Origin of the sequence: Streptomyces sp. ALB3, from assembly GCF_044385685.1 — a bacterium.
GTDB lineage: Bacteria > Actinomycetota > Actinomycetes > Streptomycetales > Streptomycetaceae > Streptomyces.
Window position 1 is genome coordinate 177,928 of sequence record NZ_JBISCE010000038.1, and the last position, 24,846, is coordinate 202,773.

The following is a 24,846-nucleotide window of genomic DNA, read 5'->3' on the forward strand; positions in this document are numbered from 1 at the left end:
TCAGGAGGCGACCAGCAGGCGGACCCGCCCTCCCACCTCCATCGTGCCGTCCGGGGCGGGCGCGGTGAGGATCTGGGAGCCGCGTCCCTGGGTGATGTTGAGGGCCCGGCCGAGCTCGGCGCTCAGCAGCATGGCCGCGGCGCCGGTCGCCTCGTCCTCGTCGATGCCGTCGTCACGCCGGGGGAAGGCCCGCGCCCGCACCCGGCCGGCGGCCTCGTCCTCCCAGGCCCAGACGTAGAGCCAGCCCTCGCCGGGCGGCGGTCCCGTCAGCGCCTCGACCTCCGCGACCGACGCGTACCGTTCCAGCGCCCTCGGCGGCGCCCATTCCGGGCGGGCCGTGATCCACGTGAACTCACCGTCCTGGTGTGCGGTCACATCCCCCACGGGCAGCTCGAGCACCTCCAGGTCGAGCAGCCAGGCGGCGCCGACGAGCGGGTGTCCCGCGAACGGGAGCCGCTGTCCGGGTGTGCGGATGTCGACGGTCCCGCGCTCCGGGTCGTCCACGAACACCGTCTCGCTGAAGCCGAGTTTCCGCGCGAGCGCCTGCCGGGAATCGTTGTCGGGATACCTGCGCCCGTCGCGCACGACGCCGAGCGCGTTGCCGTGGCGGCCGTCCGGGCCGCAGAACACACGTAGTACGTCGATGCCTTCGGGTACGTCGAAGTCGTTCACATGCGCATTCAAGCACCGCGCGGGACCCCGCGACGGCACGGAAGCCGGTGCCGGCCGTTCCTCAGGTCACGGTGCGGGCGCTGTATCTCATCCCCGCGCTCGCGCTGTTCCTCGCCCCGGTAGGGTTCAGGCGGTCAGTGCGGACGACGGATCAGAAGGCGCAGAAGGCAACGGATGAGAAGGCTGGGTCGACTGGCGGCGGGGCTCGCGACGGCGACGGTACTGGTCGTGACGGCGAGCGGCTGCGTGACGGTGCACGGTGAACTGGAAGTCGTGCCGGGGGCGACGGAGGCCGAGGCCGCGAAGGCCCTCGAGGACTTCACCGTCGCGTACAACAAGGCGGACAAGGCGTACGATCCGGCGCTCGACGCCGACCGGGTGACCGGTTCGCTCGGCGCGATCAACCAGGCGGGCCTGGTCGCGCGGCAGAAGATCAGCCCGGGGGGCAACGCGCGGCACGTGCCACTGGAGCTGACCGACGCCTCCTACGCCATCCCCAAGAAGGCGGGCTGGCCGCGCTGGTTCCTCGCGGACACCGACTCCAACCGCGACCAGGACAGCGGGAAGCAGGACACCCGCTGGCTGCTGACGTTCGTCCGCACCGGTCCGGACGCGCCGTGGAAGGTCTCCTACCTGGCCGTCGCCTCCTCCGCCGAGGTGCCCAAGTTCAGCAAGGACGCCGACGGCTGGGCGCGGCCCGTGCCCTCCGAGGACACGGACGCCACGCTGGCCACCCCGCCGGCGGACCTGAGCACCACGTACACGGACTACCTCAGGGACGGCGCGCCGGACGTCTTCGCCCCGGGGACGATGACCTCGGGCTGGCGGGAGGCGAGGAAGAACACCCGCCGGGCGGGCTTCTCCTACCAGTACGTCGACCAGGCGCTGGACTCCGGGACGTTCGCGCCGCTGGGCCTGACGACGGAGGACGGCGGGGCCCTGGTCTTCTTCAGCAGCAGGCACTTCGAGCGGCAGACCGCGGCGAAGGGTCTGCGGCCGACGGTCACGAAGGACGTGCGGGCGCTGCTGACCGGAGAGGTGAAGAGCACCCTCACCAAGGAGCGGGTGTCGAGCCAGCTGGTCTACGTACCCAGGAAGGGCGCGGGGAGCGCGGAGGCGACGGAGGGCAGGGTGCGCGTGCTGAACCGGCTGCCCGGCCTGGTCGCGGCCCAGGGCTCCTGACCGTCCCGGCCGGGTCGGCGGCGCTCGTCGCGGGCCGTCCGACGGCGGCGCGGGACCTTCCGATGCCGGCTGGGCCCGCCCGGGGGTGCGCGTCCGGCGGACGCGCGGACGGGCCACCGGAGCGCGCGGGCGTTCAGCGGCTGAGCGGCCAGGCCACCGCATCGTGGTCGAGGTCGTTCGCGTCGGCGGTGTCCGCGTACTGCGCGCAGGCGTCGGTGAGTGTCTCGAGCAGGGTCAGCGGGTCGGGCAGCGGGTTCTCCGGGCCCCGGATCCAGTGCACGTCCAGCTCACCCGGGAGGCGTGCGGGCGGCAGGAGGACGTAGCTGCCGCGGCAGTGCCAGCGGAGCCCCGGATGCTCGTCCATGGTCTCGGGGTGGCAGTCCAGCTCGCACGGCCACCACTCGTCCTCGTCCTCAGGGGTGCCGCGGGTGGCGGTGAAGAAGAGCATCCTGTCGGTGCCGGACTGGGCCACCGGCCCGACCTCGATGTCCGCCGCGAGCAGCCGCTCCAGGGCCGCGCGCCCTGCCGCGAGGGGGACGTCCAGGACGTCGTGGATGGCGCCCGTCGCCGTGATGAAGTTGGCCAGCGGCTGGTTGGCCGCCCAGCGCTCGATCTGGGCACGGTCGGTCGTGGACTGCGTCTGCCAGGCGAACGAGAGCGGATGCCTCGCCGGGGTGGGGCAGCCGATCCGTTCGCACGAACACTGGTAGCCGGACGGATGCGCGGCGGGTGAGATGGGCATCCCCGCCTCGGCGACGGCCAGGAGCAGCTCCAGCCGCGCCGCGTCGTCGGCCTCCGGCTGTGTCTTCGGCCGCCTGCGCAGCCACTGGGAAATCCTGCCCTCTGTGCCGCGATAGCGGCCGGAATCGGCGGCGCCCATCTATCCCCTCACCTCAGCGGTTACCTCTCCATCGTCCCACCATCCTGCTCCCCGGGTGGCCGGAGTTCCCAAGCGGGGTGCCCGGGCCGTCGCACACGGGCCGGCGCACTCGTACGGAATGTCACGGAATGCGCGTACGGATCATGGCCGGATCAGGAGCCCGCGCAGGGCGTGGCCGGTGACCGCGTCCGCGTGGGTGCGGGCGAGCGGAAGCGTTCTCAGCAGCCGTCGGTGGGTGAGCGGGGCGATCATGGCTCCGGCGCGATGCGGGGATCGACGTCCGCGCGTACCTCTCCCGCCTCCTGCGTCGCGCGCAGGCGTGTGACATACGACCCGCAGCCGGGGGTCGAGGAGAGGCGGGCGGATCACGCCCCCGGCGCCGGGTCGCTCGGGCGGCTGGAGCCGGGTGTCCGGTGAGGTGACATCCGGCCACCTTGAGCACGCGCGGCCCGGAACGTGCCGTCCCGTCCATGGCCCCGCCGTCACGGGCGAACCACCCGAACGGATCACAGCGCGGCGGCCCGGTCCGGCGCACCATGAAGGCACGCACCCACCCCGTGCGCATCCCACCGTTCCGCGGCCCGGCCGCCGTTCGTGAGGAGCCTGCATTGACCCGTGACGCCACCCCTCGTCGCTACCTGATGTGCGCCCCGGCCCACTTCCAGGTCACGTACTCCATCAACCCGTGGATGGATCCGTCCAAACCCGTGGACCTGCCGCTGGCCACGACCCAGTGGGAGGACCTGCGCGACCGCTACCGCTCGCTCGGCCACACCGTGGAACTCCTCACCCCCCGCCCCGATCTGCCGGACATGGTGTTCGCCGCGAACGGGGCCACCGTGATCGACGGCCGGGTGCTCGGCGCCCTGTTCGCCTACCGGGAGCGGTACGCGGAGGCCGAGGCGCACCGGGAGTGGTTCCGCGCGAACGGCTTCACCGAGATCCACGAGCCGGCCCACGTCAACGAGGGCGAGGGTGACTTCGCCGTGACCGCCTCCTACGTGCTGGCGGGGCGGGGCTTCCGTTCGAGTCCGCTCTCCCACGACGAGGCCCAGGAGTTCTTCGGGCGCCCGGTGATCGGCCTGGACCTGGTGGACCCGCGCTACTACCACCTGGACACGGCGCTGTGCGTGCTCGACGACGCGGCCGACGAGATCATGTACTACCCCGGGGCCTTCTCTCCGGGCAGCCGGTCCGTGCTGGCCCGGCTCTTCCCGGACGCGCTGCTGGCCGAGGAGGCGGACGCCGCCTCGCTGGGTCTCAACGCGGTCAGTGACGGACGGCACGTCCTGCTCCCCCAGGCCGCCGTGGGTCTCTTCGACCCCCTGCGCGACCGGGGATTCGACCCGGTCCCCATGGATCTGGGCGAGCTGCTCAAGGGGGGCGGCAGCGTGAAGTGCTGCACCCAGGAGCTGCGGGCCTGAAGCCGCCGGGACCCCGCTCCGGGAGCCTCACGTCCACCGGCGGCCTCCCGGAGCACCGTCGGGTGCGCCCGGCCCTCCCTCTAATGGATCCAGAGTTCCCTTAAGGTCGCTCTCCTGGTACCGTTCGCCTCAACTTAACGGAACGCTGGACCCATTAGGAGTAGCTGTGGACCTCTCCCGTGTACGACGTGCCGCCGTTCCCCTCGCCGCCGGTTCCCTCGCCGTCGGCATCCTCGCGGGTCCGGGCCAGGCCGCCCCCGCCCCGGTCGGCTGGACCGCGGCCTGGGGCGCGTCCCCGCAGGCCCCCAGCACCGGCTTCACACCCAACTGGTCGCAGGAGGGCTTCTCCGGCCAGTCCGTGCGCCAGGTCGTGCGGGTCACCGAGGACGGGGACCTGGTCCGGATCCGGCTCTCCAACAGGTACGGCACCTCCCCGCTGCACGTCACCGGCGCGACGATCGCCAGGACCGCGCGGGGCGCGGCAGTCGAGGAGGGGTCCGTCCGACGCCTCACCTTCGACGGCAGGGCGTCCACCCGCATCCTGGCGCACGGTGAGCTGCGCGGCGACGCGGTGGCGATGGACCTGAAGAGGCTGGAGTCGGTGACGGTCACCCTCTACCTGGCGGGGACGACGGGCCCCGCCACCTTCCACTCGCAGGGCTGGACCGACAGCTACCGGGCGCAGGGCGACCACCGGGCCGACACGACGGGCGCCGCGTACACCGGCAGGACCCGGTCCTGGTACTACCTCTCCGGCATCGAGGTCGGCCGCGCGAAGGGCGGGCCCTCCGTCCGGCGGGCCGGGGAGTCCGAGGACGGCGTCGTCGTGTTCGGGGACTCCATCACCGACGGATTCGGCTCCACACCGAACGCGGACCGGCGCTACTCCGACGCCCTGGCCGAGCTGACGGGGCGGCCGGTCGTCAACCAGGGCATAGGCGGCAACCTCGTGCTCAACGACTCGGCCTGGTACGGCGAACGCGCCACCGCCCGCTTCGGGCGCGACGTCCTCGACCAGCCGGGCGCCTCCACGGTCGTCATCCTCGAAGGGGTCAACGACATCGGCTTCAGCGAGGCGGCCAGGGGACCCAACCCGCCCGCCACGTACAAGCCCGCCCCCGTGGTCACGACCGCCGAACTCGTCGCCGGCTACCGCGAGCTCATCGACGCCGCGCACGACAAGGGCCTGAAGGCCGTCGGGGCGACCCTGCTGCCGCTCAAGGGCTCCGACCACTGGGGCCCGCACGCGGCGCGGGTCAGCGACGAGGTCAACGAATGGATCCGGCATTCCGGGGAGTTCGACGCGTACGCCGACTTCGACAAGGCACTCGCCTCGCCGTCCGACCCGGACCGCCTCCACCCCGCCTACGACCACGGGGACGCCCTGCACCCCAACGACGCGGGTTACCGGGTGATGGCGCGGGAGGTGGCCGAGGTCCTCGGGAGGTGACGGCCCACGGCCCACGGCTCCCCGTGCGCGGTCACCGGCTACGCGCCACCGGGTCCCTCCGGTGCGCCGGCCGGGGGCCACGGGTCACCCCACGCGGTGTCCCGGGCGGCACGGTAGAGAGTCCCGTGCCGCTTGGTGACCGTGGTGCGCCGGAGGCCCTCGTCCCTCGTGCACAGCTCCAGCAGCACCTGCCCCTTGCGGATCTGCGGCCTGCGGATGACGCGGGCGGCGGCCGGGACGGTGGCGAACCGGGTCGCCACGACGTAGCTGAACTTCTCGTCCTCGTGGCTGAGCGAGCCGCCCTTGACCTGCCGGTGCAGGGACGAGCGGCTGACCCGCGCCGAGAAGTGGCACCAGTCCGAGCCGCGCTCGATGGGGCAGGCGTCGTCGTGCGGGCAGGGCGCGGCGACGGTCAGGCCGGCGGCGATCAGCCGGTCGCGGGCCTCGATGATCCGGTCGTAGCCGTCCGGGGTGCCGGGCTCCACGATCACCACGGCCTGCGCGGCCGCCGCGGCGGTGTCCACGACCGCGGCCCGGTCCCCGGCCGTCAGCTCCTTGAGCACGTACGAGACGGTCACCAGGTCCGTGGGCGACGGAGCCGGTGACGTGCCGATCCTCGCCCGTTCCCAGGTGGCGGCCCGCAGGGCGGGGACGCCGGAGACCTCGGCCAGCTCGCGGCCGAGCGCGAGGGCGGGTTCGGACCAGTCCAGGACGGTCGTACGAGGCCCTTCCCAGGCCCCCGCGACCGCCCAGCTCGCCGCCCCGGTGCCGCCCCCGATGTCGGTGTGGGTGGCGGGCACCCAGTCCGGCGCGGCGTCGCGGAGTGCGGCGAGGCAGGACCGTACGGCCTCGAACGTCGCGGGCATCCGGTAGGCGGCGTACGCGGCGACGTCCGAGCGGTCCCGGAGGATCGGGGCGTCGGTGGGGGTGGTCCCGCGATAGCTGGCGATCAGCCGGTCTACGGCCTGCGCGGCCTGCTTCGGCGGCAGCCCGTCGAGCAGGGCGGCCAGCGCCGCGCGCAGGGCTTCCGCGGTGGGGAGGGTGGCGTTCACCGCCGAATCGTACGCGCAGCGGACCCTTCGTCCGCAGCCCGGTGCTCCGGCACGGAACCGGGACGGAACGGCTACGGAACCGAACTCCTCTTCGCCACCGGCCCGTTGCTACGCTGACCGGCGCCGCATCGGGGATTGCTCAGGAATTCGCTCATCCGGGGGGACCATGGGACGCAGGATCGTGCGCCTGGCGCTGGTGGGCGGGGTGCTCGTCCTCGCCCTGTTGCTTCTGCTGGCGACCTGCGGGGGCGGTGGGGGCGGTGGGGGCGGTGGGGGCGGCACCGCCGACGACGACCGGCCGGAGAAACCGGCCAGGAGGAGCGCCGCCGGCCCCGTGACGCGGCTGACCGTTCCTCCGGAGTACACGACCCGGCGCGGCTGGGAGGTCGTCGGCGCGGGGCCCGAGTACGCCGTCTCGCACACGACGGGCCGGCTCGCCTACCTGGAGGAGGCGTCCGGCCACCGCTTCCGGCTGCGGACCCTCGACACGGAGACCGGGCGGGCCGCCTGGAGCGGCGAGGCCTGGCGGCCCGCCGGCCCGCTCGGCGTCCCGGCCCTGCTCACGGTCGCCAAGGACGACCGGCAGTTCTTCGTCACCTGGTCCTACGGGAGGGCCGGCGACGGGCTCACGCCGGCCGGGACCTTCGTGTCCCTCGACGTGTACGACGTGATCGACGGGGAGCGCCGCCGCGTCGAGGTGCCCTGGACCGGTGCGCCGGTCGTCACGGCGACCGGCCCGGGGGTCCTGATCACCGACGGCGGGGCGAACAGCGCGGTCGTGGACCCGGTCAGCGGTGCGGTGTCGGAGATCGCAGCGTCGGCGGTGGCGTACCCCAGGGGCTGCACGGCCTGCAAGCAGCTCACCGAGGTGCGGGGCCAGACGGCGCAGGGCCTGCTGCTGAGCGGGGTACGCGAGTTCTGGGTGCGCGGCGGCTGGTTCAGCAGGAAGACCGCGCCGAAGGGCGCGAACCCGGCGACCGGGGTGCCGACCTCCGTGGCACCGGGGCTGATCCTGGCGAAGTGGCGGCTGGCCGAGGGTGCGAAGCGGGCCGCCACCCACCGGATGTGGACGGTCCACGACGCGGTGAGCGGCAAGCCCGTCGTCTCGGTGGAGTGCCACGCGCCGGCCATCGAGCCGGGACGGTATCCGCAGGCCGTCGTCTCACCCTCGGGGGAGTACCTGGTCGCCGGGAACCTGGCCTTCGACCTGGAGGCGAGGAAGGGCTTCTGCTTCGAGGAGGAGGACGGGTCGGCGCGGCTGACGCTCGCGTCGGTGACGGACGGGGGCAGTGCCTACGGCTCGACGAACGCGCGCGACGCGGACGAGGCGCTGGACGGCGAAGGGGGCGGCCCGGTCAGGGTGAGCCTCACGGCCTGGGACGTCGAGGCGCTCCCGCCGAACACGCGGCTGCCGGAGGCGGAGACCTCCGGCGTCGGTGTCTTCCGCTGGACGGACCGCGAGGACAGGCTGCATCTCCTGGGCTACCCGCGGGTGGGCTGAACCGTCCGGGACCGCCCCCGCCGCCGGCGCCGACCCGGAGCAGCTGCGGAGCCGGACCCGCGCCACCCGGCCGCCCGCGCGCGGGGCCGCGCAGCGGTACCGCCACGCCCCCTCCCGGCGGGGCCGTTCGGCGCCCGGCGAACGGCTACCGGGCGGCGTCCGCGTTCCGCCACGGCCTGCACAGCACGAGGAAGCACACCACGGCGGACAGTGCGCAGACCACCTGCACCACGGCCATCGGCACGGCGGTCCGTTCACCGGCGATTCCCACCAGGGGGGAGGCGACGGCGCCGATCAGGAACTGGGACGTCCCCAGCAGCGCGGAGGCGGAGCCGGCCGCGTGCCTGGTGCGCATCAGCGCCTGGGTGTTGGTGTTGGGCATCGCCAGGCCCATGGCGGACATGAGCACGAACAGCCCGGCGGCCACGGGCAGCAGGCCGACCTCGCCGAAGACCCCGGAGGTCATCAGCAGCAGGGCGACGGCGGCCACGGAGATCACGGCGAGCCCGAAGCCGAGCGCCTTGTCCAGGCTCACCCGTCCGACGAGCAGCTTGCCGTTGATCTGGCCGACGGCGATCAGCCCTACGGAGTTGATCCCGAAGAGCAGGCTGAAGGTCTGCGGCGAGGCACCGTAGATCTCCTGGACGACGAACGGGGACGCGCTCACGTAGGCGAAGAGCGCGGCGAAGGCGAGACTGCCCGCGATCATGTAACCGGTGAACACCCGGTCGGCCAGCAGACCGCGCATGGTGCGCAGCGCGTCGCCGACACCACCGGTGTGCCGCTGTGCGACGGGAAGCGTCTCGTGGAGCCACTTCCAGACGACGAGGGTGAGCAGGACGCCGACGAGGGTGAGGACGACGAAGATGCCGCGCCAGTCGGTGAACTGCAGGACCTGACCGCCGATCACGGGCGCGATGACGGGCGCGACTCCCGAGATCAGCATCAGGGTGGAGAAGAACCGCGCCATCTCGTCACCGTCGTACAGGTCACGTACGACGGCCCGGGAGATCACGATGCCGGCGGCGCCGGCCAGACCCTGGAGGAGGCGGAATCCGATGAGGAGTTCCGCGGTGGGGGCGACGGCGCAGATCGCGGTGGCGATCACGTAGACGACCATGCCGAGGAGCAGCGGGGTGCGCCGGCCCCAGCGGTCGCTCATGGGTCCGACGACGAGCTGGCCGAGCGCCATGCCCAGGAGGCAGGCCGTCAGGGTGAGCTGGACGGTCGCGGCCGGTGCGTGCAGCGCGTCGGTGACCTCCGGGAGCGCCGGGAGGTACATGTCCATGGAGAGGGGTGGCAGGGCGGTGAGCCCGCCCAGCACCAGGGTGACCAGAAGTCCGGCGCGCCGCGCGGTGGTCGTGGAGGTGGCCGGGACACCCGGCGCTGTGAGGGTCGGAACGGCCGGGACACCCGCAGCGGTGGGGGTGGCGGTGGCCTGGGCGACGAATGCGTCGCCCTTGCTGCTCGTCGGTATGTGCTCGTGTTCTCGCTGGGCCCGGCTCACGCCGCTGTCCGGCATCCTTGTCTCCGCTTCGTTGAATCCGCATCTATGCTCTCAGGTCAGTCGTAGTGGTCGATACCTGATTTTGCGTAGGGGCGGGCGGGCATGAGCGGGACTGTGCGTTGGGGTGTACTGGCGACGGGCGGCATAGCCGCGACCTTCACGGGGGACCTCCTGGCGATGAAGGACTCCGGGGCCGAGGTGGTGGCGGTCGCGTCCCGCGCCGAGGCCTCCGCGAGGGCGTTCGCCGAACGCTTCGGGATCGAGCGGGCGTACGGCAGCTGGGCGGAGCTCGTCGCCGACGACTCCGTCGACGTCGTGTACGTCGCCACCCCGCACTCCGCGCACCGGGAGGCGGCAGGGCTCGCGCTGGAGGCCGGCAAGCACGTGCTGTGCGAGAAGGCGTTCACGCTCAACGAGCGTGAGGCGCGGGAGCTGGTGGACCTGGCCCGGGAGCGCGGGCTGTTCCTGATGGAAGCCATGTGGACGTACTGCAATCCGCTCATCCGCCGGATGATGGAGCTGGTGCGGGACGGCGCGATCGGCGAGATCCGCACGGTGCAGGCCGACTTCGGCTTCGCGGGGACGTTCGGGGCCGAGCACCGGCTGCGCGACCCCGCGCTGGGCGGCGGCGCGCTGCTGGACCTCGGGGTCTACCCGGTGTCGTTCGCGCAGCTCCTGCTCGGCGAGCCGGACCGGGTGCAGGCCGACGCGCTGCTGTCCCCGGAGGGCGTCGACCTGAACACCGGGATGCTGCTGGGCTGGGACTCGGGTGCCACCGCGCTGCTGAGCTGCTCGATCGTGGGGAACCTGCCGACCGTCGCGTCGGTCACCGGCACGGCCGGGCGAATCGACTTCCCGCAGGGCTTCTTCCACCCGGAGCACTTCCTCCTGCACCGGGATGGCCGGGAGCCCGAGAAGGTCGTCACGGGTCCGGGACCGCAGGGCCTCTCCGGCATGCAGTACGAGGCGGCCGAGGTGACGCGCGCGCTGCTGGCGGGCGAGAAGGAGTCCCCGCTGGTGCCGCTGGAGGGTTCGCTCGCGGTGATGCGGACGCTCGACGCGGTGCGTGACCGGATCGGCGTCCGCTATCCGGCGGACGACCGCGTCTGACCTCGCGCGTGGCCGGGCGCCGGGTCACGCGGGGTGGAGCCCCGGGTTCCCGGCCTCGGTCACGAAGGAGGCGGCCGTGCTGACCGGCGCGCCGGGTGTGGTGACCGCCGACACCGTGCGGAAGTCGGCGCGCGCCTGCTCCGTGCCGAGGGTGACGAGCGCGTAGCCGCGGCGGCCGTTGTAGAACTTCATGTGCGGGTTGGCCTGGGTCAGGTTGTTCCAGTTGGCCGGCTTCTCGGAGCCGTCCTTGCCGCTGGCGATCGAGGTGGCCACGACCTCCGTGCCGACGGTCCGGGACGCCGGGTCGTCGAAGTCCTTCTTGAGGTCGAAGCCGTAGCCGACGTGCACGTCGCCGGTCAGGACCATCAGGTTCTCGATCCCGGCGGCCTCCGCGCCGTCCATGACCCGCTGCCGGGAGGCGGGGTAGCCGTCCCACGAGTCCATGGACACCTTGTAGGCGTCGGTCGGCACGTCGCGCCGCTGGGCGAAGGTGACCTGCTGCGGTACGACGTTCCACCGGGCGTCCGAGGTCTTCCAGCCGTCCAGCAGCCAGCGCTCCTGGGTGGCGCCTGTCATGGTGCGCGACGGGTCCTCGGACTCCGGGCCCGGGACCTTCCAGCCGTCGCCGTACGCCTGGTTGCTGCGGTACTGACGGGTGTCGAGGATGTCGAACTGGGCCAGCCGGCCGAAGCGCAGCCGCCGGTAGAGCCGCATGTCGGGGCCGGTGGGACGCTGCGGTGCGCGCAGCGGCTGGTTCTCCCAGTAGGCGCGGTAGGCGGCGGCCCTGCGCAGCAGGAACTCCTCCGGCGGAACGCTGTTCTCCGGGACGTCGCCCGCGTAGTTGTTCTCGGTCTCGTGGTCGTCCCACGTGACGACGAAGGGGTGGGCGGCGTGGGCGGCGCGCAGGTCGGGGTCCGACTTGTAGAGGCCGTACCGCATGCGGTAGTCCTCCAGCGTGAGCGTCTCCCGGTTGTAGTGGTCCGGCAGCACCCGGTCGGTGTAGCCGCGGGCGCCGCCGACGGCGGTGACCGCGTATTCGTAGAGGTAGTCGCCGAGGTGGAACACCACGTCGACGTCCTCGTCCGCGAGGTGCTGATAGGCGGTGAAGTATCCGTCGTGGTACGCCTGGCAGGAGACGGCGGCCAGGGTCAGAGAGCTGTTGCGGGCACCGCGGGCGGGCGCGGTGCGGGTACGGCCGGTGGGGCTGATCCAGCTGCCTGCGCGGAAGCGGTAGTAGAAGCTCCGGTCGGAGTCGAGGCCGTCCACGTCCACGTGGACCGTGTGCCCGAACTCCGGGTGCGCGGGAGCGGACCCGCGACGGACGATCCGCCGGAAGCGTTCGTCCCGGGCGATCTCCCAGCGGACGTCGACGCGCCCGGCGGGCAGTCCGCCGTCGGGCTCGTACGGGCGGGGCGCGAGTCTCGTCCACAGGAGGACGGAGTCCGGCAGCGGGTCGCCGGACGCCACACCGAGGGTGAACGGGTCCTCGGTGATCTTCCGGGGGTCGAGCTCCGCGGCGGCGGCCGTGCCCGCGCCGGGCAGGCCGACGGCGAAGGCCAGCGCGGCGGCGGCGCCGGTGGCGGTGAGGAAGCGGCGGCGGCCCACACCGGATCCGAGCCTCTGCGCGGCGACGCGCAGCTCGGCGGAATGACCGTCCTGGCCGCGCGTCCTGCTGATCTGTGCGGGTGTCATGTGCCCCTCCACTGCCGGATGTTGTCAGAGGCATTGGAGTGCGGGGCGACGACCTACCGTTGGCGGGTACACAACATCCTTATGGCGGTGCGATGAGCACCGGGTGCCGGCCGCCGGAAAACCTCCCGTACGCTGCCGGGCCATGAACGCTGAGCAGAGAATCGCTGTCGTCACAGGTGCGGGATCGGGGATCGGCAGGGCGGTCGCCCTCACCCTTACGGGTGCGGGCTGGACGGTGGCCCTGGCGGGAAGACGGGCCGGGGCCCTGGAGGAGACGGCGGCGGCCTCGGCGGCTCCGGGGGCGGCGCTGTGCCTGCCCACCGACGTGGGCGACCCGGAGGAAGTGGCGGCGCTCTTCTCCTCCGTGCGGGACCGTTTCGGCCGGCTGGACCTGCTCTTCAACAACGCGGGGACGTTCGGGCCCGGTCCGGTGCCGGTCGAGGATCTCGCGTACGAGGACTGGCGGACGGTGGTGGACGTCAACCTGACGGGGACGTTCCTGTGCGCGCAGGCGGCGTACCGCCTCATGAAGGAGCAGGACCCGCAGGGGGGACGGATCATCAACAACGGCTCGGTCTCGGCCCACGCGCCGCGTCCGCACTCCGTCGCCTACACCGCGACGAAGCACGCGGTGACCGGCCTGACGAAGTCGCTGTCGCTGGACGGGCGGCCCTACCGGATCGCCTGCGGCCAGATCGACGTCGGCAACGCCGCGACCGACATGACGGAGCGGATGAGCACGGGGATCCTCCAGGCCAACGGCGACGTGGTCGCCGAGCCGGTCATGGCGGCGGAGGACGTGGCCCGGACGGTTCTCCACATGGCGGAACTGCCGCTCGAGGCCAACGTGCAGTTCGCGACGGTGCTGGCGACAGCCATGCCGTACGTGGGCCGGGGCTGATCCGTTTGCCTTCCGCGCTTGCCCGGAACTCGCCCGTGGATGACAGAGTTTGCCACTTTCCTGCGGACCGCCCGGGCAAGCGCGTGCTGCCCGTATGCTGCTGACCTTCACCGTATGAACACAGAAGGAACACACAGCATGCGCATACGCACCGCCGCGCCCCTCGTCCTGGCCGCAGCGACGGCACTGGCCGGTTCGCTCCTCACCTCGGCCCCGGCCTCGGCGGCCCCGCACCAGGGCGGGCTGCACCTCGGCAAGATCCAGTACGACAGCCCCGGCAAGGACACCCGGACGAACACGTCCCTGATCGCCGAGTACGTGGACGTCCACAACAGCGGCAGGTCCGCGGTGCAGCTCAAGGGCTACCGGCTGAAGGACGACACCGGCTACACGTACACCTTCCCCGGCTTCACCGTCGCCGCGGGCAAGACGGTCCGGATCCACACGGGCAAGGGCAAGAACGCCGGGGCGCACGTGTACTGGAACCGCGGTTCGTACGTCTGGAACAACACCGGCGACAAGGCCCGGCTGATCAAGCCGAGCGGTGCGCTCCTGGACTCCTGCTCCTGGGGCAAGGGCACCGGCGTGAAGGTCTGCCACTGACCGCAGTGGACGGGCCGCCGCGGCCGGGGGGTCCGCGGGAACGGCCAGGGGGTGTTCCGGGGGGTCAGGCCCCCGGAACACCCCCGCGGGCGGCCCGGGCGCCTGGGGGATCCCGTGAGGTGTCCGGGAGCCCACCGCACACGTCACCGGGAATGCGCGCCGGGCCGCCCCGGTTGACCTGCGGCATGAACGCACACTCCGGGACCGAGGTCCTCCGTTACACCGCATTCTCCAGCGACCCCGCGGGGGGCAACCCGGCAGGAGTCGTCCTGGACGCCTCCCGGCTCGGTGACGCGGAGATGCTCGCCGTCGCCGCCGAACTGGGCTACAGCGAGTCGGCGTTCCTCACCGCGCCGGACGGCCGGGGCGGTCACACCGTCCGCTACTTCAGCCCGAAGGCCGAGGTCCCCTTCTGCGGTCACGCCACGGTGGCCGCCGCCATCGCGCTCGCGGAGCGGGACGGGCCGGGCGACCTGGTGTTCTCCACGCCCGCCGGCACGGTCCCGGTCACCGTCGCCCGCGAGGGCGGCGAACTCCGCGCCACCCTCACCAGCGTCGAGCCGCACACCACGGACGTCTCCTCCGGTGATCTGACGGAGGCCCTGGCCGCACTGGACTGGCCCGCCGCCGCCCTGGACCCCGCGTTCCCCCCGCGCGTCGCCTACGCGGGCGCCCGCCACCTCGTGCTGGCCGCCGCGACCCGGGAACGGCTGGCGGACCTGTCGTACGACTTCGCCCGCCTGGAAACCCTCATGCACCGGCTCGACCTGACGACCGTCCAGCTGGTGTGGCGGGAGTCCGGCACGGTCTTCCACGTCCGCGACCCGTTCCCGGTCGGCGGCGTCGTCGAGGATCCGGCGACGGGAGCGGCGGCGGCCGCCTTCGGGGCGTACGCGCGCGAGCTCGGCCTCGTCCCGCCCGACGCGGTCCTCACCCTCCATCAGGGCGCGGACATGGGCCGCCCGGGCACCCTCACCGTCGGGCTGCGCCCGGGTGACACGCGCGTCAGGGTGACCGGGACGGGCACCCGCATCGGCTGACCCGCCCCGGGCGCCGGCGTTCGCCCGCGCGCCCGGCGATCAGGCGGGTGCTCACGCGAGGAGGGCGGCGACCTCCGCGAGTTGCCCGGGCCGCAGCGGGCCGTACGTGAGGGCCGCCGCGTTCTCCTCGGCCTGGGCGACCGTCCGGAAGCCGGGGATCGGCACCGTCCGCCCGCTGCGCGCCCACAGCCAGCCGAGGGCCCCCTGGGCGAGGGTGCGGCCGTCGGCGGTGAGCACCTCGCGGACGGCCTCGACGCGCGCCGCCCAGTGCTCCGCCGGCACCCCGCCCGGCTCGAACCAGCTCAGCCACGCGGGCGGCGCGGAGCGGATGTCCCCCGCCGCCGCCCTCCGGCCCGGTTCGCGGTCGCCGGCGAGGAGGCCCATCGCCAGCGGGCTCCGGACGAGGCCGAGCAGACCCCGTTTCTCGCCGAGGCTCAGCATCCCCGGAGCGTCCTCCAGTACGTTGCAGGCGTACTGGACCGCCGCACAGTGCTCACCTCCGGCGAACAGCGCGGCGCGCTCCGGGTCGTCGGTGCTCCACCCGTAGGCGCGGATCAGGCCCTCGGCCACGAATTCCTCGCAGGCGTCACGCAGTTCCAGGGCGCGGTCCGGCGGGGTGTCGCCGATGTGCAGCTGGTACAGGTCGATCCGGTCGGTCCCCAGCCTGCGCAGCGAGGCGAGGAGCGCCTGCCGGGCGTACGCCGGGGAGGTGTCGCGACCGTCCATCGTGCGGGTGCGCTCGTCGAACAGGTTGCCCCACTTGGTGGCGATGACGGCTTCGTCCCGCCTGCCCGCGAGCGCCCTGCCCAGCACGCGTTCGCTGTGCCCCGCCCCGTACACGTCCGCGGTGTCGAAGAGGGTCACCCCGAGGTCGAGCGCCCGGCGGACGGCGGCCACCGACTCCTCGTCGTCGACCCGGGCTGCCGTCGGGCGTCGCCCATTCGCCGCCGATCGCCCAGCACCCGAAGCCGAGCGCGCCGACGTCGCTCCCGCTGCGGCCCAGTGTCCTCTTCTGCCAGTCCGTGTCTGTCTGCATGGGCGCACACGCTACGAGTTGGAGTGCGCGAGAAGGCAAGGGACTTCCGCCGGACGCGCTGTCAGCTCACGTACACGCCCGCCCTCGCCGCCACCGCCGCCGCCTCGGCCGCGCGGTCGGCGACCGCGTCGTCGAGGGGGTCGCCGCTCGCCAGCAGCCGGTAGTAGAGGGGTGCCGACACGGCCCGGATCACCTCGCGGGCGTCGGTACCGGACGGCAGCTCACCGCGCGCGACCGCCGCGTCGACACAGCCGGCCCACTCCCGTACGCGCACCGCGTAGAAGCGGTGCAGGGCCTCGGCCGTGCGGGCGTCGCACGTGGCCGCCGCGACGACGGCGGCGAAGAGGGGGCCCTGGCGCTCGTCGGTCAGCGTCCGCACGACCAGCCGCGCGTTGGCCCGGAGGTCCTCGTCCAGGGACTGCGTGTCCGTGCGGGGGACGGACTGCTCCGCCATGTCGGTCAGCAGGTCGGCGACCAGCCCTGCGGGGGTGGACCACCGCCGGTAGACCGTGGTCTTGCCGACCCCGGCACGGCGGGCGACGTCGGCGAGGTCGAGCCGGTCGAAGCCCTGCTCGACCAGGGCGTCACCGGCCGCCCGGAGTACGGACTCCCGCACCCGCGCCGTACGCCCACCGGGCCGGACCGTGCCCGGCTCCCCGTCTCCTGCGTTCATGGCGGTCTCCCGTCCGGCTGTGCGCCGCGCAGCGCGGCAGTCCATCCTAACGGCACCTCGGCTCCGTTAGCTTTGACGGGGGTCCTGGCCGCCGCCGCGGGTGCCCCACGTCCGCCGGGTGGGCCGGGCGGGTGAGCCGGGCGGGTGAGTCGGGCCCGGGCGCGAGGACCCGGCGCGGCAGGATGACGGGCATGGCACAACCGCTGACCGTCCCCAGCATGTCCGCCGGAGCCGACTTCGTCCTGCGCCCCTGGGAGATGAGCGACCTGCCCCTCGTCCGCGAGGCGGCGCAGGACGACTACATCCCGCTGATCACGACGATCCCCTTCCCGTACTCCGACGAGGCGGCCGAGGCCTACGTCAGGTGCCAGTGGGGGCGGGCGGCCGCCGGGGCCGGGTACCCCTTCGCCATCGCGCGCACCCGGGACCGGCGGCCGGTCGGCTCGATCGGGCTCTGGCTCGCGGAGGCGTCCGAGGGCAGGGCGTCACTCGGCTACTGGATGGCGACGCCGGGCCGCGGCCAGGGGGTCGCGGGGGCGGCACTGCGCAGCGTCACCACCTGGGCCCTGCACGAGCTGCGCATTCCCCGGGTGCAGCTCCTCATCGAGCCGTGGAACACGGCCTCGCTGCGCACCGCCGAGAGCGCCGGGTACCGGTGCGAGGGCCTGCTGCGCGGATGGCAGGAGATCGGGGGGCGGCGCCGGGACATGCTGATGTACGCGCAGCTGAACGGCGACCGGCCCACCGGTGTACGGGCACCCGCCAGGGGGTGAACACGAGACGTTACGATCGCGGGCACCGCGGCAGGGCCGTGGTCCGCAGCCGCCGCACCTCCAGGAGAGCCGAGTCTTGTCCGAACCGCGCATCGGCGTGTCCGTCGTGACCATGGGAGACCGCCCGCAACAGGTCGAGGCACTGCTGGCGTCGGTGGCCATGCAGGACGTGAGGCCTTCCCGCGTGGTCGTCGTGGGCAACGGCTCACGGCTTCCCGACTACGGCTCGTTCCCCGGCCTGACGGACCTCGCGGGCGGCGTGACCGTGCTCGAACTCGACGAGAACCTCGGCTGCCCCGGAGGCCGCAACGAGGCCCTGGACGCACTCGCCGGGTTCGGCGACGTGGACGTGGTGATCGAGCTGGACGACGACGGGCTCCTGGTGGACAAGGACGTGTTCCGCACGGTCCGGGAGCTGTACGCCGCCGACCCCGGGCTCGGCATCGTCGGCTTCCGCATCGCCGACGAGCGTGGCGAGACCCAGCGCCGGCACGTTCCTCGTCTCCGCGCCGGGGATCCGATGCGCCGCGGGCCCGTGACCGCCTTCCTCGGCGGCGGCCACGCGCTCTCGATGGAGATGCTCGCCAGGACCGGCCCGTGGCCCGCCGAGTTCTTCTTCACGCACGAGGAGACGGACCTGTCCTGGCGGGCGCTCGACGCGGGCTGGAAGATCCTCTACGAGCCCGGCCTGCTGCTCCAGCACCCCAGGACGTCCCCGGCCAGGCACGCGGTGTACTACCGCATGACGGCCCGCAACCGCGTCTGGCTGGCCCGCCGCAACCTGCCCGCCCTCCTGGTCCCCCTGTACCTCGGCACCTGGATCCTGCTCACGGTGGCCCGCACCCGTTCGGCCGCCGGCCTGCGCGCCTGGGCGGCGGGCTTCGCCGAGGGGGTGCGTACCGAGTGCGGCGTGCGCAAGCCGATGCGCTGGCGCACCGTGTGGCGGATGACGCGCCTGGGCCGCCCGCCGGTCATCTGACCGCTCGGGGCCGCCCGGCGTCCGCCGCCCGGCCGGCCGCGGTCCACCGGTACAGCACGTCGGGCTCCCCCTCCTCGTTGCGGCTGCCGTCGTCGTACGACACGGCGACGAAGCCGTGCCGCTCGTAGAAGGCGCGCGCGGCGGCGTTGCGCCGGAACGTGTACAGGCTCAGTTCGCCCCGCGAGGCCTCCTTCACCCGCTCCAGCAGCAGCGTCCCGATGCCCTGCCGCAGGACACCGGGCCGCAGGTAGAGCTGGTCGAGCTCGTCGCCGGCCAGGGAGGCGAAGCCCAGCAGATCCTCCCCCTCCCCCTGGGCCACCCATGTCCTGCTGCCGGGCAGCAGGACATGGGTGATCCAGTCGAGCGTGTCCTCGTCGCTGTGCACCCGTGGCAGGTAGGGCAGCGCGGCCGCCCGTGAGGTGAGGAAGACACGGGTGATCTCCTCCGCGTCTCCCGGGCGCGCGGCCCGCAGCCGTACGGACGTGTCCTGAGTCACCCTGTCGCTCCCCCTCGCCGGTGGACGCACAGGTATACCAGCCGGGCCGCCGGGCATCAGAGAGCCGTCAGGACGGCGGCGGCGCCCCGGGCACGTCGGCGCCGCGCCCCGGCCCCGTGCCCGCGACGGCACGGTTGCGACGGCGTAAGGGCCGGGAGGGCAGGAGGGGTGGAGTCGATGCGGCCCAGAGTGGTGGCCGGGGTGGGCGGCACGTCCGGCAGTCCGGCGGTGCTGCGCCGAGCTGCCGCCGAAGCGCGCCTGCGGGGCGCGGAGTTGTGGGCGGTGCTGGCCTGGGACGCCCCCGGGGCGGGTGTCCGGGGCCGGCACGGTGCCGGACTCGCGCCGTCACTGCCGGTGTGCCGGGCGGACGCCGTCGAGCGGCTGCGCGGCGCCCTCCACGCGGCCTTCGGCGCGGCCGGGGCAGGGGTGCCCGTCGTCGGCCGGGCCGTGCGGGGCGCCCCGGGCGCCGCACTCGTGGACGCGGCCCGCGCCGAGGATTGCGTCGTCGTGGTGGGGACGGGGCCGCGCGGCGCGCTGCACCGCTGCCTCTGGCCGTCCGTGGCCCGCTACTGCGTGGCGCACGCGCCGTGCCCCGTGCTGACCGTGCCGCCCTCCCCCCTGCGGGCCGAACTGGCTGCCGCCCGCCGCCGGAACACCCTGCGGCTACGGCTGGACACCAGGGAACTCACGGGTCCGGAAGGTGTGTGACTCCGCTGCCGGGGAAGGACGGACGTTGCATAATGCGCTCCCGGAACGACGCCGATCACTCACCCGAGGAGTCCAGCTGTGGCTTTGACCCGCGCAGAGCGTGAGCAGTTCCTGGCCGAACCGCACGTCGCGGCACTGGCCGTGGACGCGGCGGAGGAGGGGCGGGCCCCGCTCACCGTGCCGATCTGGTACCAGTACGAGCCCGGCGGCGACCTGTGGATCATGACGGGGCGCGATTCCCGCAAGGGGACCTCCATCGCCAGGGCGGGCCGCTTCAGCATCATGGTCGACCGTCTCTCACCGACCATCCGCTACGTCTCCGTCGAGGGTCCGGTGGTGGCGACGCTCCCCGCCACCCGCGAACAGCTGGTGGAGATCTCGGCGCGCTACCTTCCCGCCGAGAAGGTCGACGGCTACGTCGACTTCGCCTGGAAGGAGCACGGCGAGCAGGTCGTCATCCACATGCGCCCGCAGCGCTGGCTCAGCTCCGACCTGGGCGACGTCTGAGCCGTACGCACGGCGGGCCGCCGCCGGTGGGCCACGCTCTCAGCCCACCCGCGGCGGCCCGGGGGAGCAGGCAGTGCGCGACGCCGTCGTCATGACGGAGGGCGACCGGATCCGCGGGGCCGAGCCGCCCGGCCGGGAACCGGCCCGTGTCGTCGTGCACGGCCTCGGGGCCGCCTCACCCGCGTACTGACGGCGACGGCCTGTCACCCCGCTCTCTCCGGGCACCGTCCGCTGCTGGTCGACCCGTCGGGCACGGGATGAGCGACCGGCCGTCCGGCTTCGACCCCGCCCTTGCATCCCATGCGGACGTCCCGGCCGCACGTTCGCCCGGGTCACGGCCGCCGCCCTGACCGGCTGAGGGAGTCCGGGAACGAGCGGCCCGCCTGCGACCGGCCGCGCCCGGCGGCCCGTCACCCCGCCCCGGCAGCCGGGGCCCCGCCGCCTGCCGTGGGAGTCGCGCCACCGGCTGAGCGGCGCCACGGTACGCATGTCGCCTGCACGCCGCGGTGTGCGCCAGGCCGGCTGACCGGCGATCGGGCGGCCCGCGGGAACCGGAGGATTTCCGGCGTTTCACCATGGCGTGCGACAACTCTCTGACCTCGGAGAACCCGCCCGAGGACGGTGGGCGGCGGTGACGACCGGAATCGGTCCTCTTCGGATCCGATCTTGCGGCATAGATCGTTTACGCACTGGGCAGCATCAGGTCGCACATGATGGGTCATCAATTTATGACTCAAAATGTGCACTTAGAGTCAAGGGGCGTCAATCCCGATCGCCCTGTCACAGGGGCCGGGGGGCCTGTGAATCGTCTCAAGAAAGGACGCCAATGCCGCAGGACGTCACGTTCGACCTCCCCTTCGAGGCCCCGGTCAGCGAGCACCTCGCCCATGCCCGCGAGCGCCATCTGCGCTGGGTGTGGGAGAGGGGCCTGGTGCGCAGCCAGGCCGGGTTCGAGGAGTACCAGTCCTGGGACCTGCCCCAGGCGGCGGCCCGGACGTACCCCCACGCCTCGGCCGAGGACATGGTCGTCCTGATGAACTGGTTCTCCCTGGCCTTCCTGTTCGACGACCAGTTCGACTCCGGGAGCCCTGACCGCGCGGACCGCATAGCGGAGGTCGCGCGGGAGCTGATAGCCACTCCCCTGCGGCCCGCCGGGACGGCTCCGCGTGTGGTCTGCCCGATCACCCTCGCCTGGGCGGAGGTGTGGGCGCACCTGTCGGACGGCATGTCCCTGGCCTGGCGGACCCGGTTCGCCGCCTCCTGGGGGCGTTTCCTCGTGGCGCACACGGAGGAGGTCGATCTGGCGGCGGGGGGCAGGGCCGCGACGCTGGGGATCGAGGAGTACGCGGAGTTCCGCCGCCGCACCGTGGGCATCCACCACAGCATCGACGCGGGCGAGCGCAGCCGCGGCTTCGAGGTGCCGGCCCAGGTGCAGGCGCACGGGCTGATGGTCAGGATGCGCGACCTGGCGGCGGACACGATCGGGTTCATGAACGACATCCACTCCTTCGAGCGCGAGAAGCGCCGGGGGGACGGGCACAACCTGATCGCCGTGCTGCACCGGGAGCGTGGCGTCAGCTGGGAGGAGGCCGCGGACGAGGCCTACCGGATGACCACGGAGTGCCTCGACGAGTACCTGCGTCTCGAGGCGCACGTCCCGGGGATGTGCGAGGAACTCGGCCTCGACGCCGAGCAGCGGGAGCAGGTGCGGATGGGCGTGGAAGCCATCCAGCACTGGATCAGCGGCAACTACGAATGGGCGCTGACCTCGGGCAGGTACGCCGCGGCCAAGGAGGGCCCGGCCGCGACGGCCGAACTGGCGGGCAGGGGGTCGCTGGACGATCTGCTCGCCGTCTGACACACCGCTCCCGCCCGGCCGGAGGGGTCCGGCCGGGCGGGGGCGGCGGGGTTCAGGCCGGAGCGGACTGCGCGGCGAACTCGACCGGGAGCGCGTCCAGGCGCGCTTCCCAGGTGGAGGCGGTCGAGGTGAGCCGCCCGGCGGGCGCGGAGAGCCGCAGTCCGGGCAGCCGGTGCAGCAGGACGTCGACGGCGGTCTCGATGATGGCCTGGCCGATGTTCTGGCCGGGGCACTCGTGGGGGCCGCCGCTGAACGCCAGGTGCGACTGGTTGCCGTGCACGGAGACCCCTGCGTCCGGGCGGATGTCCGGGTCGAGGTTGCCCGCGGCGAGCCCGAGCACCAGCAGGTCCCCCTCCTTGATCTGCGTACCGCCGAGTTCGAGGTCCGCGGTGGCGAAGCGCCCGGGGAGGACCGCCAGCGGCGGGCTGTTCCACATCACGTCCTCGATGACCTCGGAGACGTGCCGCTGGCCGCTGACGAGCCCCGTGAGCCGGGACGCGTCGGTGAGGATCAGCTCCAGTACCCGGGCCAGCAGGTTGCTGGTCGTGGTGTGCGCGGTGATCAGGACCAGCCGCAGGTGGCTGAGGATCTCCCCCTCGTCGAGGCCCGCGTCGTGCCGGAGCAGGCCGGTGGTGAAGTCGGGGCCGGGCTCGACGCGCTTGCGCTCGGCGAGTTCCCCGAGGATCTCCATGATGCGGTCGTTGTGCGCGAGGGCGTCCGGCCCGCCCTTGATGACCTGGGCGCAGGAGAACGCGAGACTGCGTCCCTCGGCCGCCGGCAGCCCGAACAGCCTCGTGAGCACGAGCATGGGCAGGTACTCGGCGTACTCGCCCACCAGGTCGGCCCGGCCCTTATCCGCGAACGCGTCGATCTGCTTGTTCGCGAAGCGCGTGACGTGGCGGCGGATACCGCGCCCGGCGAGGGTGTCCAGGTTGTCGGTGACGGCCCTGCGCAGCCTGCGGTGCGGCTCGCCGTCCTGGGACACGCAGTCCGGGCGCCAGCCGAGCATCTGGATCAGCGGCGAGGTCTCCTCGACTCCCCCGTCGTTCCAGTCCCGCCAGATGCGCGAGTCCCGGCTGAACTGGAGGGGGTTGTCGAGCACGCGCCGGCTCTCGCGGTAGCCGAGGACCAGCCAGGCGCGGACGTCGCCTTCGAGGAGTACCGGGGCCACGGCGCCGTGCTCCTTGCGCAGCCGCTCGTAGATCCCCTGCGGGTCGATCGCCGCGTCCGGCCCGTACAGCCGGGTGAGGTCGTCCCCGCCCGCGTGCGTGACGGGGCAGCCGCGGGTGGTGTCCGCGTCGTTCACCGGGTGATCGGTCATCGGGGCTCCAGAGCGACGGCGGAACGCGCCTTGAGGTGGTGTATCAGCGCGATCAGCACGTCCCGGCTGGAGGTCCGGTCACGGGCGTCGCAGGTCACCACCGGGGTGTGCTCGGGTATGTCCAGGGCGTCGCGGATCTCGTCGACCGGGTGGTCCTTGGAGTCGGGGAACACGTTCAGCGCGATGACGAAGGGCACGTTCTGCCGTTCCATCTCCTCGATGGCCCGGAAGCTGGAGGCCAGCCGCCGGGTGTCCACCAGGACGACGGCCCCGAGGGCGCCCTTGAACAGGCCGTTCCACAGGAACCAGAAGCGCTCCTGCCCCGGCGTCCCGAAGAGGTACAGCACCAGCTCCTCGTTGATACCGATCTTCCCGAAGTCGAGGCTGACGGTGGTCTCCTGCTTGTCCGCCACCCCGATCAGGTCGTCGACGTCCACGCTGGCCTGGGTCAGCGTCTCCTCCGTGGTGAGCGGCTTGATGTCGCTCACCGAGCGCACCAGGGTGGTCTTCCCGGTACCGAAACCGCCGGCGATCATCACCTTCACCGAGCGGGTGCCGCCGCCTCCGGCCGCGTGCCGGCCGGGACGGTCAAAGCCTTTGAAGTCCACTGAGTACCTCCTCAAGGAGCGCGAGGTCGGGCCCGCGGCCGGCGTCCGACGCCGGGATGGGGTCACGGGCTTCGACGCGGCCTGCGTCCAGCAGATCGGCCAGGAGCACCGCGAGAATGTTGAAGGGCAGTCCGAGGTGCGCGCCGAGTTCTGCCACTGACAGCGGATCGCGGCAGCGCCGGAGTATCTCCTCGTGCTCGTGCTGCAGGCCGGGCTCGGCTGCGGCACGGGAGATGATGAGGGTCGCCACGTCCAGGGTCGACGCCGAACCACCCGGTCCGCTGCGCCCCCCGGTGAGGACGTAGTAGCGCTCGAGACCGGGCGGGTCCGTGGGCCGGCGGGGACCACTCATCCAGGCTGCTCCTCCAGGCGCGGGCTGGTGCCGAGAAGCTCACCCATCCTGCGCGCCAGGTCCCTCATCTGATGACCGAGCAGGCCCTGGTCGAGCCCTTCTCTGGCGAGGACCCCGAGGTACGTCTCCACACCGGCCCTCACCACGAAGAGATGGCCGCCGTCGACCTCGATCATGGCCAGGCGCAGCTGCCCCGCGTAGGTCGGGAACTGTTCGGCGACGGGCTGTGCGAGCGCCTGCAGGCCCGCCACCACGGCGGCGAAGCGGTCCACGTCGTCGGGGTCGTCGGCACCGTAGGAGGTGATGGCCTTGCCGTCGCTGGAGGCCACGAGGGCGAAGCGGATCTCCCGGATGCTCTCCGTCAGATCCCGGAGCGCCCAGCTCACGTCGGTTGCCTGTTGCGTCATGGGAACTAGTCGCTCTCTTCAGTGCGGTTGGACTCACGGCCGGCAGTCGTCTCGCGGGCGCCCGTACCGGCGCCCGCGGCGGTGGGCCACGGCGGGGGGCCCCCCCCCCCCCCC

24 protein-coding genes and 3 pseudogenes are annotated in these 24,846 nt (G+C 73.0%); 14 read left to right on the forward strand and 13 right to left on the reverse strand.

All coding sequences use genetic code 11. The annotated features are described in order from the left end of the window. A complete protein-coding gene (locus ACHFIV_RS24570) occupies positions 1–672 on the reverse strand; it encodes a PhzF family phenazine biosynthesis protein (RefSeq protein WP_398972944.1) in 672 nt (223 codons plus the stop codon). A gap of 41 nt (positions 673–713) precedes the next feature. On the opposite strand from ACHFIV_RS24570, the pseudogene ACHFIV_RS24575 reads away from it, so the two are divergent. Next, positions 714–935: pseudogene (locus tag ACHFIV_RS24575) on the forward strand (iron transporter); the annotation flags it as partial. Then, a complete protein-coding gene (locus tag ACHFIV_RS24580; protein WP_398972947.1) occupies positions 847–1,854 on the forward strand; it encodes a hypothetical protein in 1,008 nt (335 codons plus the stop codon). The pseudogene ACHFIV_RS24575 and the gene ACHFIV_RS24580, both read left to right, overlap by 89 nt. A gap of 133 nt (positions 1,855–1,987) precedes the next feature. On the opposite strand, the gene ACHFIV_RS24585 is transcribed toward ACHFIV_RS24580, so the two are convergent. Both ACHFIV_RS24585 and ACHFIV_RS24590 read right to left on the reverse strand, forming a co-directional pair. Beyond that, positions 1,988–2,734, reverse strand: a complete 747-nt coding sequence (locus ACHFIV_RS24585; protein WP_398972950.1) for a bifunctional DNA primase/polymerase — start codon at positions 2,732–2,734, stop codon at positions 1,988–1,990. Between the two features lie 141 nt (positions 2,735–2,875). Further along, positions 2,876–3,088: pseudogene (locus ACHFIV_RS24590) on the reverse strand (TetR/AcrR family transcriptional regulator C-terminal ligand-binding domain-containing protein); the annotation flags it as partial. Between the two features lie 254 nt (positions 3,089–3,342). On the opposite strand from ACHFIV_RS24590, the gene ddaH reads away from it, so the two are divergent. Both ddaH and ACHFIV_RS24600 read left to right on the forward strand, forming a co-directional pair. Next, complete coding sequence (gene ddaH, locus ACHFIV_RS24595) at positions 3,343–4,158, forward strand: dimethylargininase (RefSeq protein ID WP_398972953.1); 816 nt, start codon at positions 3,343–3,345, stop codon at positions 4,156–4,158. Between the two features lie 166 nt (positions 4,159–4,324). After that, entirely contained in the window at positions 4,325–5,608 is a 1,284-nt protein-coding gene (locus ACHFIV_RS24600; protein ID WP_398972956.1) for an SGNH/GDSL hydrolase family protein, read from the forward strand. Positions 5,609–5,646: 38 nt separating this feature from the next. Here ACHFIV_RS24600 and ACHFIV_RS24605 read toward each other — a convergent pair whose 3' ends face one another. Continuing rightward, a complete protein-coding gene (locus tag ACHFIV_RS24605; protein WP_398972959.1) occupies positions 5,647–6,660 on the reverse strand; it encodes a small ribosomal subunit Rsm22 family protein in 1,014 nt (337 codons plus the stop codon). A gap of 166 nt (positions 6,661–6,826) precedes the next feature. On the opposite strand from ACHFIV_RS24605, the gene ACHFIV_RS24610 reads away from it, so the two are divergent. After that, entirely contained in the window at positions 6,827–8,161 is a 1,335-nt protein-coding gene (locus ACHFIV_RS24610; protein WP_398972961.1) for a hypothetical protein, read from the forward strand. A gap of 145 nt (positions 8,162–8,306) precedes the next feature. Here ACHFIV_RS24610 and ACHFIV_RS24615 read toward each other — a convergent pair whose 3' ends face one another. Next, the gene (locus ACHFIV_RS24615; protein WP_398972964.1) at positions 8,307–9,683 is read right to left on the reverse strand and encodes a Bcr/CflA family multidrug efflux MFS transporter; all 1,377 of its coding nucleotides are present in this window, start codon (positions 9,681–9,683) and stop codon (positions 8,307–8,309) included. 87 nt (positions 9,684–9,770) lie between these two features. Here ACHFIV_RS24615 and ACHFIV_RS24620 point away from each other — a divergent pair, with 87 nt between their 5' ends. After that, positions 9,771–10,778, forward strand: a complete 1,008-nt coding sequence (locus ACHFIV_RS24620) for a Gfo/Idh/MocA family protein (protein WP_398972966.1) — start codon at positions 9,771–9,773, stop codon at positions 10,776–10,778. Positions 10,779–10,802: 24 nt separating this feature from the next. Here the strand turns inward: ACHFIV_RS24620 and ACHFIV_RS24625 are convergent, their stop codons facing one another. Next, a complete protein-coding gene (locus tag ACHFIV_RS24625) occupies positions 10,803–12,470 on the reverse strand; it encodes an alkaline phosphatase D family protein (RefSeq protein WP_398972969.1) in 1,668 nt (555 codons plus the stop codon). Positions 12,471–12,612: 142 nt separating this feature from the next. On the opposite strand from ACHFIV_RS24625, the gene ACHFIV_RS24630 reads away from it, so the two are divergent. From ACHFIV_RS24630 to ACHFIV_RS24640, 3 genes are all read left to right on the forward strand, one after another. Further along, a complete protein-coding gene (locus ACHFIV_RS24630; RefSeq protein WP_398972972.1) occupies positions 12,613–13,371 on the forward strand; it encodes an SDR family oxidoreductase in 759 nt (252 codons plus the stop codon). A gap of 138 nt (positions 13,372–13,509) precedes the next feature. Then, a complete protein-coding gene (locus ACHFIV_RS24635; RefSeq protein ID WP_398972975.1) occupies positions 13,510–13,974 on the forward strand; it encodes a lamin tail domain-containing protein in 465 nt (154 codons plus the stop codon). A 185-nt stretch (positions 13,975–14,159) separates the two neighbouring features. Further along, entirely contained in the window at positions 14,160–15,014 is an 855-nt protein-coding gene (locus tag ACHFIV_RS24640; RefSeq protein ID WP_398972978.1) for a PhzF family phenazine biosynthesis protein, read from the forward strand. Between the two features lie 51 nt (positions 15,015–15,065). Here the strand turns inward: ACHFIV_RS24640 and ACHFIV_RS24645 are convergent. Beyond that, a pseudogene (locus ACHFIV_RS24645) lies at positions 15,066–16,050 on the reverse strand (aldo/keto reductase). A 61-nt stretch (positions 16,051–16,111) separates the two neighbouring features. Beyond that, positions 16,112–16,723: a TetR/AcrR family transcriptional regulator gene (locus ACHFIV_RS24650; protein ID WP_398972981.1), complete on the reverse strand. Its 612-nt coding sequence runs from the start codon at positions 16,721–16,723 to the stop codon at positions 16,112–16,114. 191 nt (positions 16,724–16,914) lie between these two features. On the opposite strand from ACHFIV_RS24650, the gene ACHFIV_RS24655 reads away from it, so the two are divergent. Together ACHFIV_RS24655 and ACHFIV_RS24660 are read left to right on the forward strand one after the other, a co-directional pair. Beyond that, the gene (locus tag ACHFIV_RS24655; RefSeq protein WP_398972984.1) at positions 16,915–17,496 is read left to right on the forward strand and encodes a GNAT family N-acetyltransferase; all 582 of its coding nucleotides are present in this window, start codon (positions 16,915–16,917) and stop codon (positions 17,494–17,496) included. Between the two features lie 76 nt (positions 17,497–17,572). Beyond that, positions 17,573–18,475: a glycosyltransferase family 2 protein gene (locus ACHFIV_RS24660; RefSeq protein ID WP_398972987.1), complete on the forward strand. Its 903-nt coding sequence runs from the start codon at positions 17,573–17,575 to the stop codon at positions 18,473–18,475. Here ACHFIV_RS24660 and ACHFIV_RS24665 read toward each other — a convergent pair. Then, entirely contained in the window at positions 18,468–18,971 is a 504-nt protein-coding gene (locus ACHFIV_RS24665; RefSeq protein ID WP_398972989.1) for a GNAT family N-acetyltransferase, read from the reverse strand. The genes ACHFIV_RS24660 and ACHFIV_RS24665 overlap by 8 nt on opposite strands. 177 nt (positions 18,972–19,148) lie before the next feature. Here ACHFIV_RS24665 and ACHFIV_RS24670 point away from each other — a divergent pair, with 177 nt between their 5' ends. The 3 genes from ACHFIV_RS24670 to ACHFIV_RS24680 all read left to right on the forward strand — a co-directional run bounded on the left by ACHFIV_RS24670 (position 19,149) and on the right by ACHFIV_RS24680 (position 22,044). Further along, positions 19,149–19,679 carry a universal stress protein gene (locus ACHFIV_RS24670; protein ID WP_398972991.1) on the forward strand — a complete coding sequence of 177 codons (531 nt, stop codon included), beginning with the start codon at positions 19,149–19,151 and terminating at the stop codon, positions 19,677–19,679. Positions 19,680–19,757: 78 nt separating this feature from the next. Beyond that, a complete protein-coding gene (locus ACHFIV_RS24675) occupies positions 19,758–20,186 on the forward strand; it encodes a pyridoxamine 5'-phosphate oxidase family protein (protein WP_398972994.1) in 429 nt (142 codons plus the stop codon). Between the two features lie 826 nt (positions 20,187–21,012). After that, complete coding sequence (locus ACHFIV_RS24680; protein ID WP_398972997.1) at positions 21,013–22,044, forward strand: 7-epi-alpha-eudesmol synthase; 1,032 nt, start codon at positions 21,013–21,015, stop codon at positions 22,042–22,044. Positions 22,045–22,096: 52 nt separating this feature from the next. Here ACHFIV_RS24680 and ACHFIV_RS24685 read toward each other — a convergent pair whose 3' ends face one another. The 4 genes from ACHFIV_RS24685 to ACHFIV_RS24700 are packed head-to-tail and all read right to left on the reverse strand — an operon-like array spanning position 22,097 to position 24,732. Further along, the gene (locus ACHFIV_RS24685) at positions 22,097–23,365 is read right to left on the reverse strand and encodes a cytochrome P450 (RefSeq protein WP_398973000.1); all 1,269 of its coding nucleotides are present in this window, start codon (positions 23,363–23,365) and stop codon (positions 22,097–22,099) included. Further along, complete coding sequence (locus ACHFIV_RS24690; RefSeq protein ID WP_398973003.1) at positions 23,362–23,973, reverse strand: GTP-binding protein; 612 nt, start codon at positions 23,971–23,973, stop codon at positions 23,362–23,364. The genes ACHFIV_RS24685 and ACHFIV_RS24690 overlap by 4 nt, the downstream gene beginning before the upstream one ends. After that, complete coding sequence (locus ACHFIV_RS24695) at positions 23,954–24,325, reverse strand: DUF742 domain-containing protein (RefSeq protein WP_203185867.1); 372 nt, start codon at positions 24,323–24,325, stop codon at positions 23,954–23,956. The genes ACHFIV_RS24690 and ACHFIV_RS24695 overlap by 20 nt, the downstream gene beginning before the upstream one ends. Further along, positions 24,322–24,732: a roadblock/LC7 domain-containing protein gene (locus ACHFIV_RS24700; RefSeq protein WP_398973006.1), complete on the reverse strand. Its 411-nt coding sequence runs from the start codon at positions 24,730–24,732 to the stop codon at positions 24,322–24,324. Before ACHFIV_RS24700 ends, ACHFIV_RS24695 begins: the two co-directional genes overlap by 4 nt. Positions 24,733–24,846 lie beyond the last annotated feature (114 nt).

What these genes read in the sequence shown, in the direction of transcription:
- ACHFIV_RS24635 (WP_398972975.1), top strand. Translation starts at nt 13,510, where the DNA reads ATGCGCATACGCACCGCCGCGCCCCTCGTCCTGGCCGCAGCGACGGCA.
- ACHFIV_RS24585 (WP_398972950.1), bottom strand. Translation starts at nt 2,734, where the DNA reads ATGGGCGCCGCCGATTCCGGCCGCTATCGCGGCACAGAGGGCAGGATT.
- ACHFIV_RS24700 (WP_398973006.1), bottom strand. Translation starts at nt 24,732, where the DNA reads ATGACGCAACAGGCAACCGACGTGAGCTGGGCGCTCCGGGATCTGACG.
- ACHFIV_RS24610 (WP_398972961.1), top strand. Translation starts at nt 6,827, where the DNA reads ATGGGACGCAGGATCGTGCGCCTGGCGCTGGTGGGCGGGGTGCTCGTC.
- ACHFIV_RS24620 (WP_398972966.1), top strand. Translation starts at nt 9,771, where the DNA reads ATGAGCGGGACTGTGCGTTGGGGTGTACTGGCGACGGGCGGCATAGCC.
- ACHFIV_RS24685 (WP_398973000.1), bottom strand. Translation starts at nt 23,365, where the DNA reads ATGACCGATCACCCGGTGAACGACGCGGACACCACCCGCGGCTGCCCC.
- ACHFIV_RS24625 (WP_398972969.1), bottom strand. Translation starts at nt 12,470, where the DNA reads ATGACACCCGCACAGATCAGCAGGACGCGCGGCCAGGACGGTCATTCC.
- ACHFIV_RS24630 (WP_398972972.1), top strand. Translation starts at nt 12,613, where the DNA reads ATGAACGCTGAGCAGAGAATCGCTGTCGTCACAGGTGCGGGATCGGGG.
- ACHFIV_RS24640 (WP_398972978.1), top strand. Translation starts at nt 14,160, where the DNA reads ATGAACGCACACTCCGGGACCGAGGTCCTCCGTTACACCGCATTCTCC.
- ACHFIV_RS24615 (WP_398972964.1), bottom strand. Translation starts at nt 9,683, where the DNA reads ATGCCGGACAGCGGCGTGAGCCGGGCCCAGCGAGAACACGAGCACATA.
- ACHFIV_RS24650 (WP_398972981.1), bottom strand. Translation starts at nt 16,723, where the DNA reads ATGAACGCAGGAGACGGGGAGCCGGGCACGGTCCGGCCCGGTGGGCGT.
- ACHFIV_RS24655 (WP_398972984.1), top strand. Translation starts at nt 16,915, where the DNA reads ATGGCACAACCGCTGACCGTCCCCAGCATGTCCGCCGGAGCCGACTTC.
- ACHFIV_RS24580 (WP_398972947.1), top strand. Translation starts at nt 847, where the DNA reads ATGAGAAGGCTGGGTCGACTGGCGGCGGGGCTCGCGACGGCGACGGTA.
- ACHFIV_RS24680 (WP_398972997.1), top strand. Translation starts at nt 21,013, where the DNA reads ATGCCGCAGGACGTCACGTTCGACCTCCCCTTCGAGGCCCCGGTCAGC.
- ACHFIV_RS24695 (WP_203185867.1), bottom strand. Translation starts at nt 24,325, where the DNA reads ATGAGTGGTCCCCGCCGGCCCACGGACCCGCCCGGTCTCGAGCGCTAC.
- ACHFIV_RS24670 (WP_398972991.1), top strand. Translation starts at nt 19,149, where the DNA reads ATGCGGCCCAGAGTGGTGGCCGGGGTGGGCGGCACGTCCGGCAGTCCG.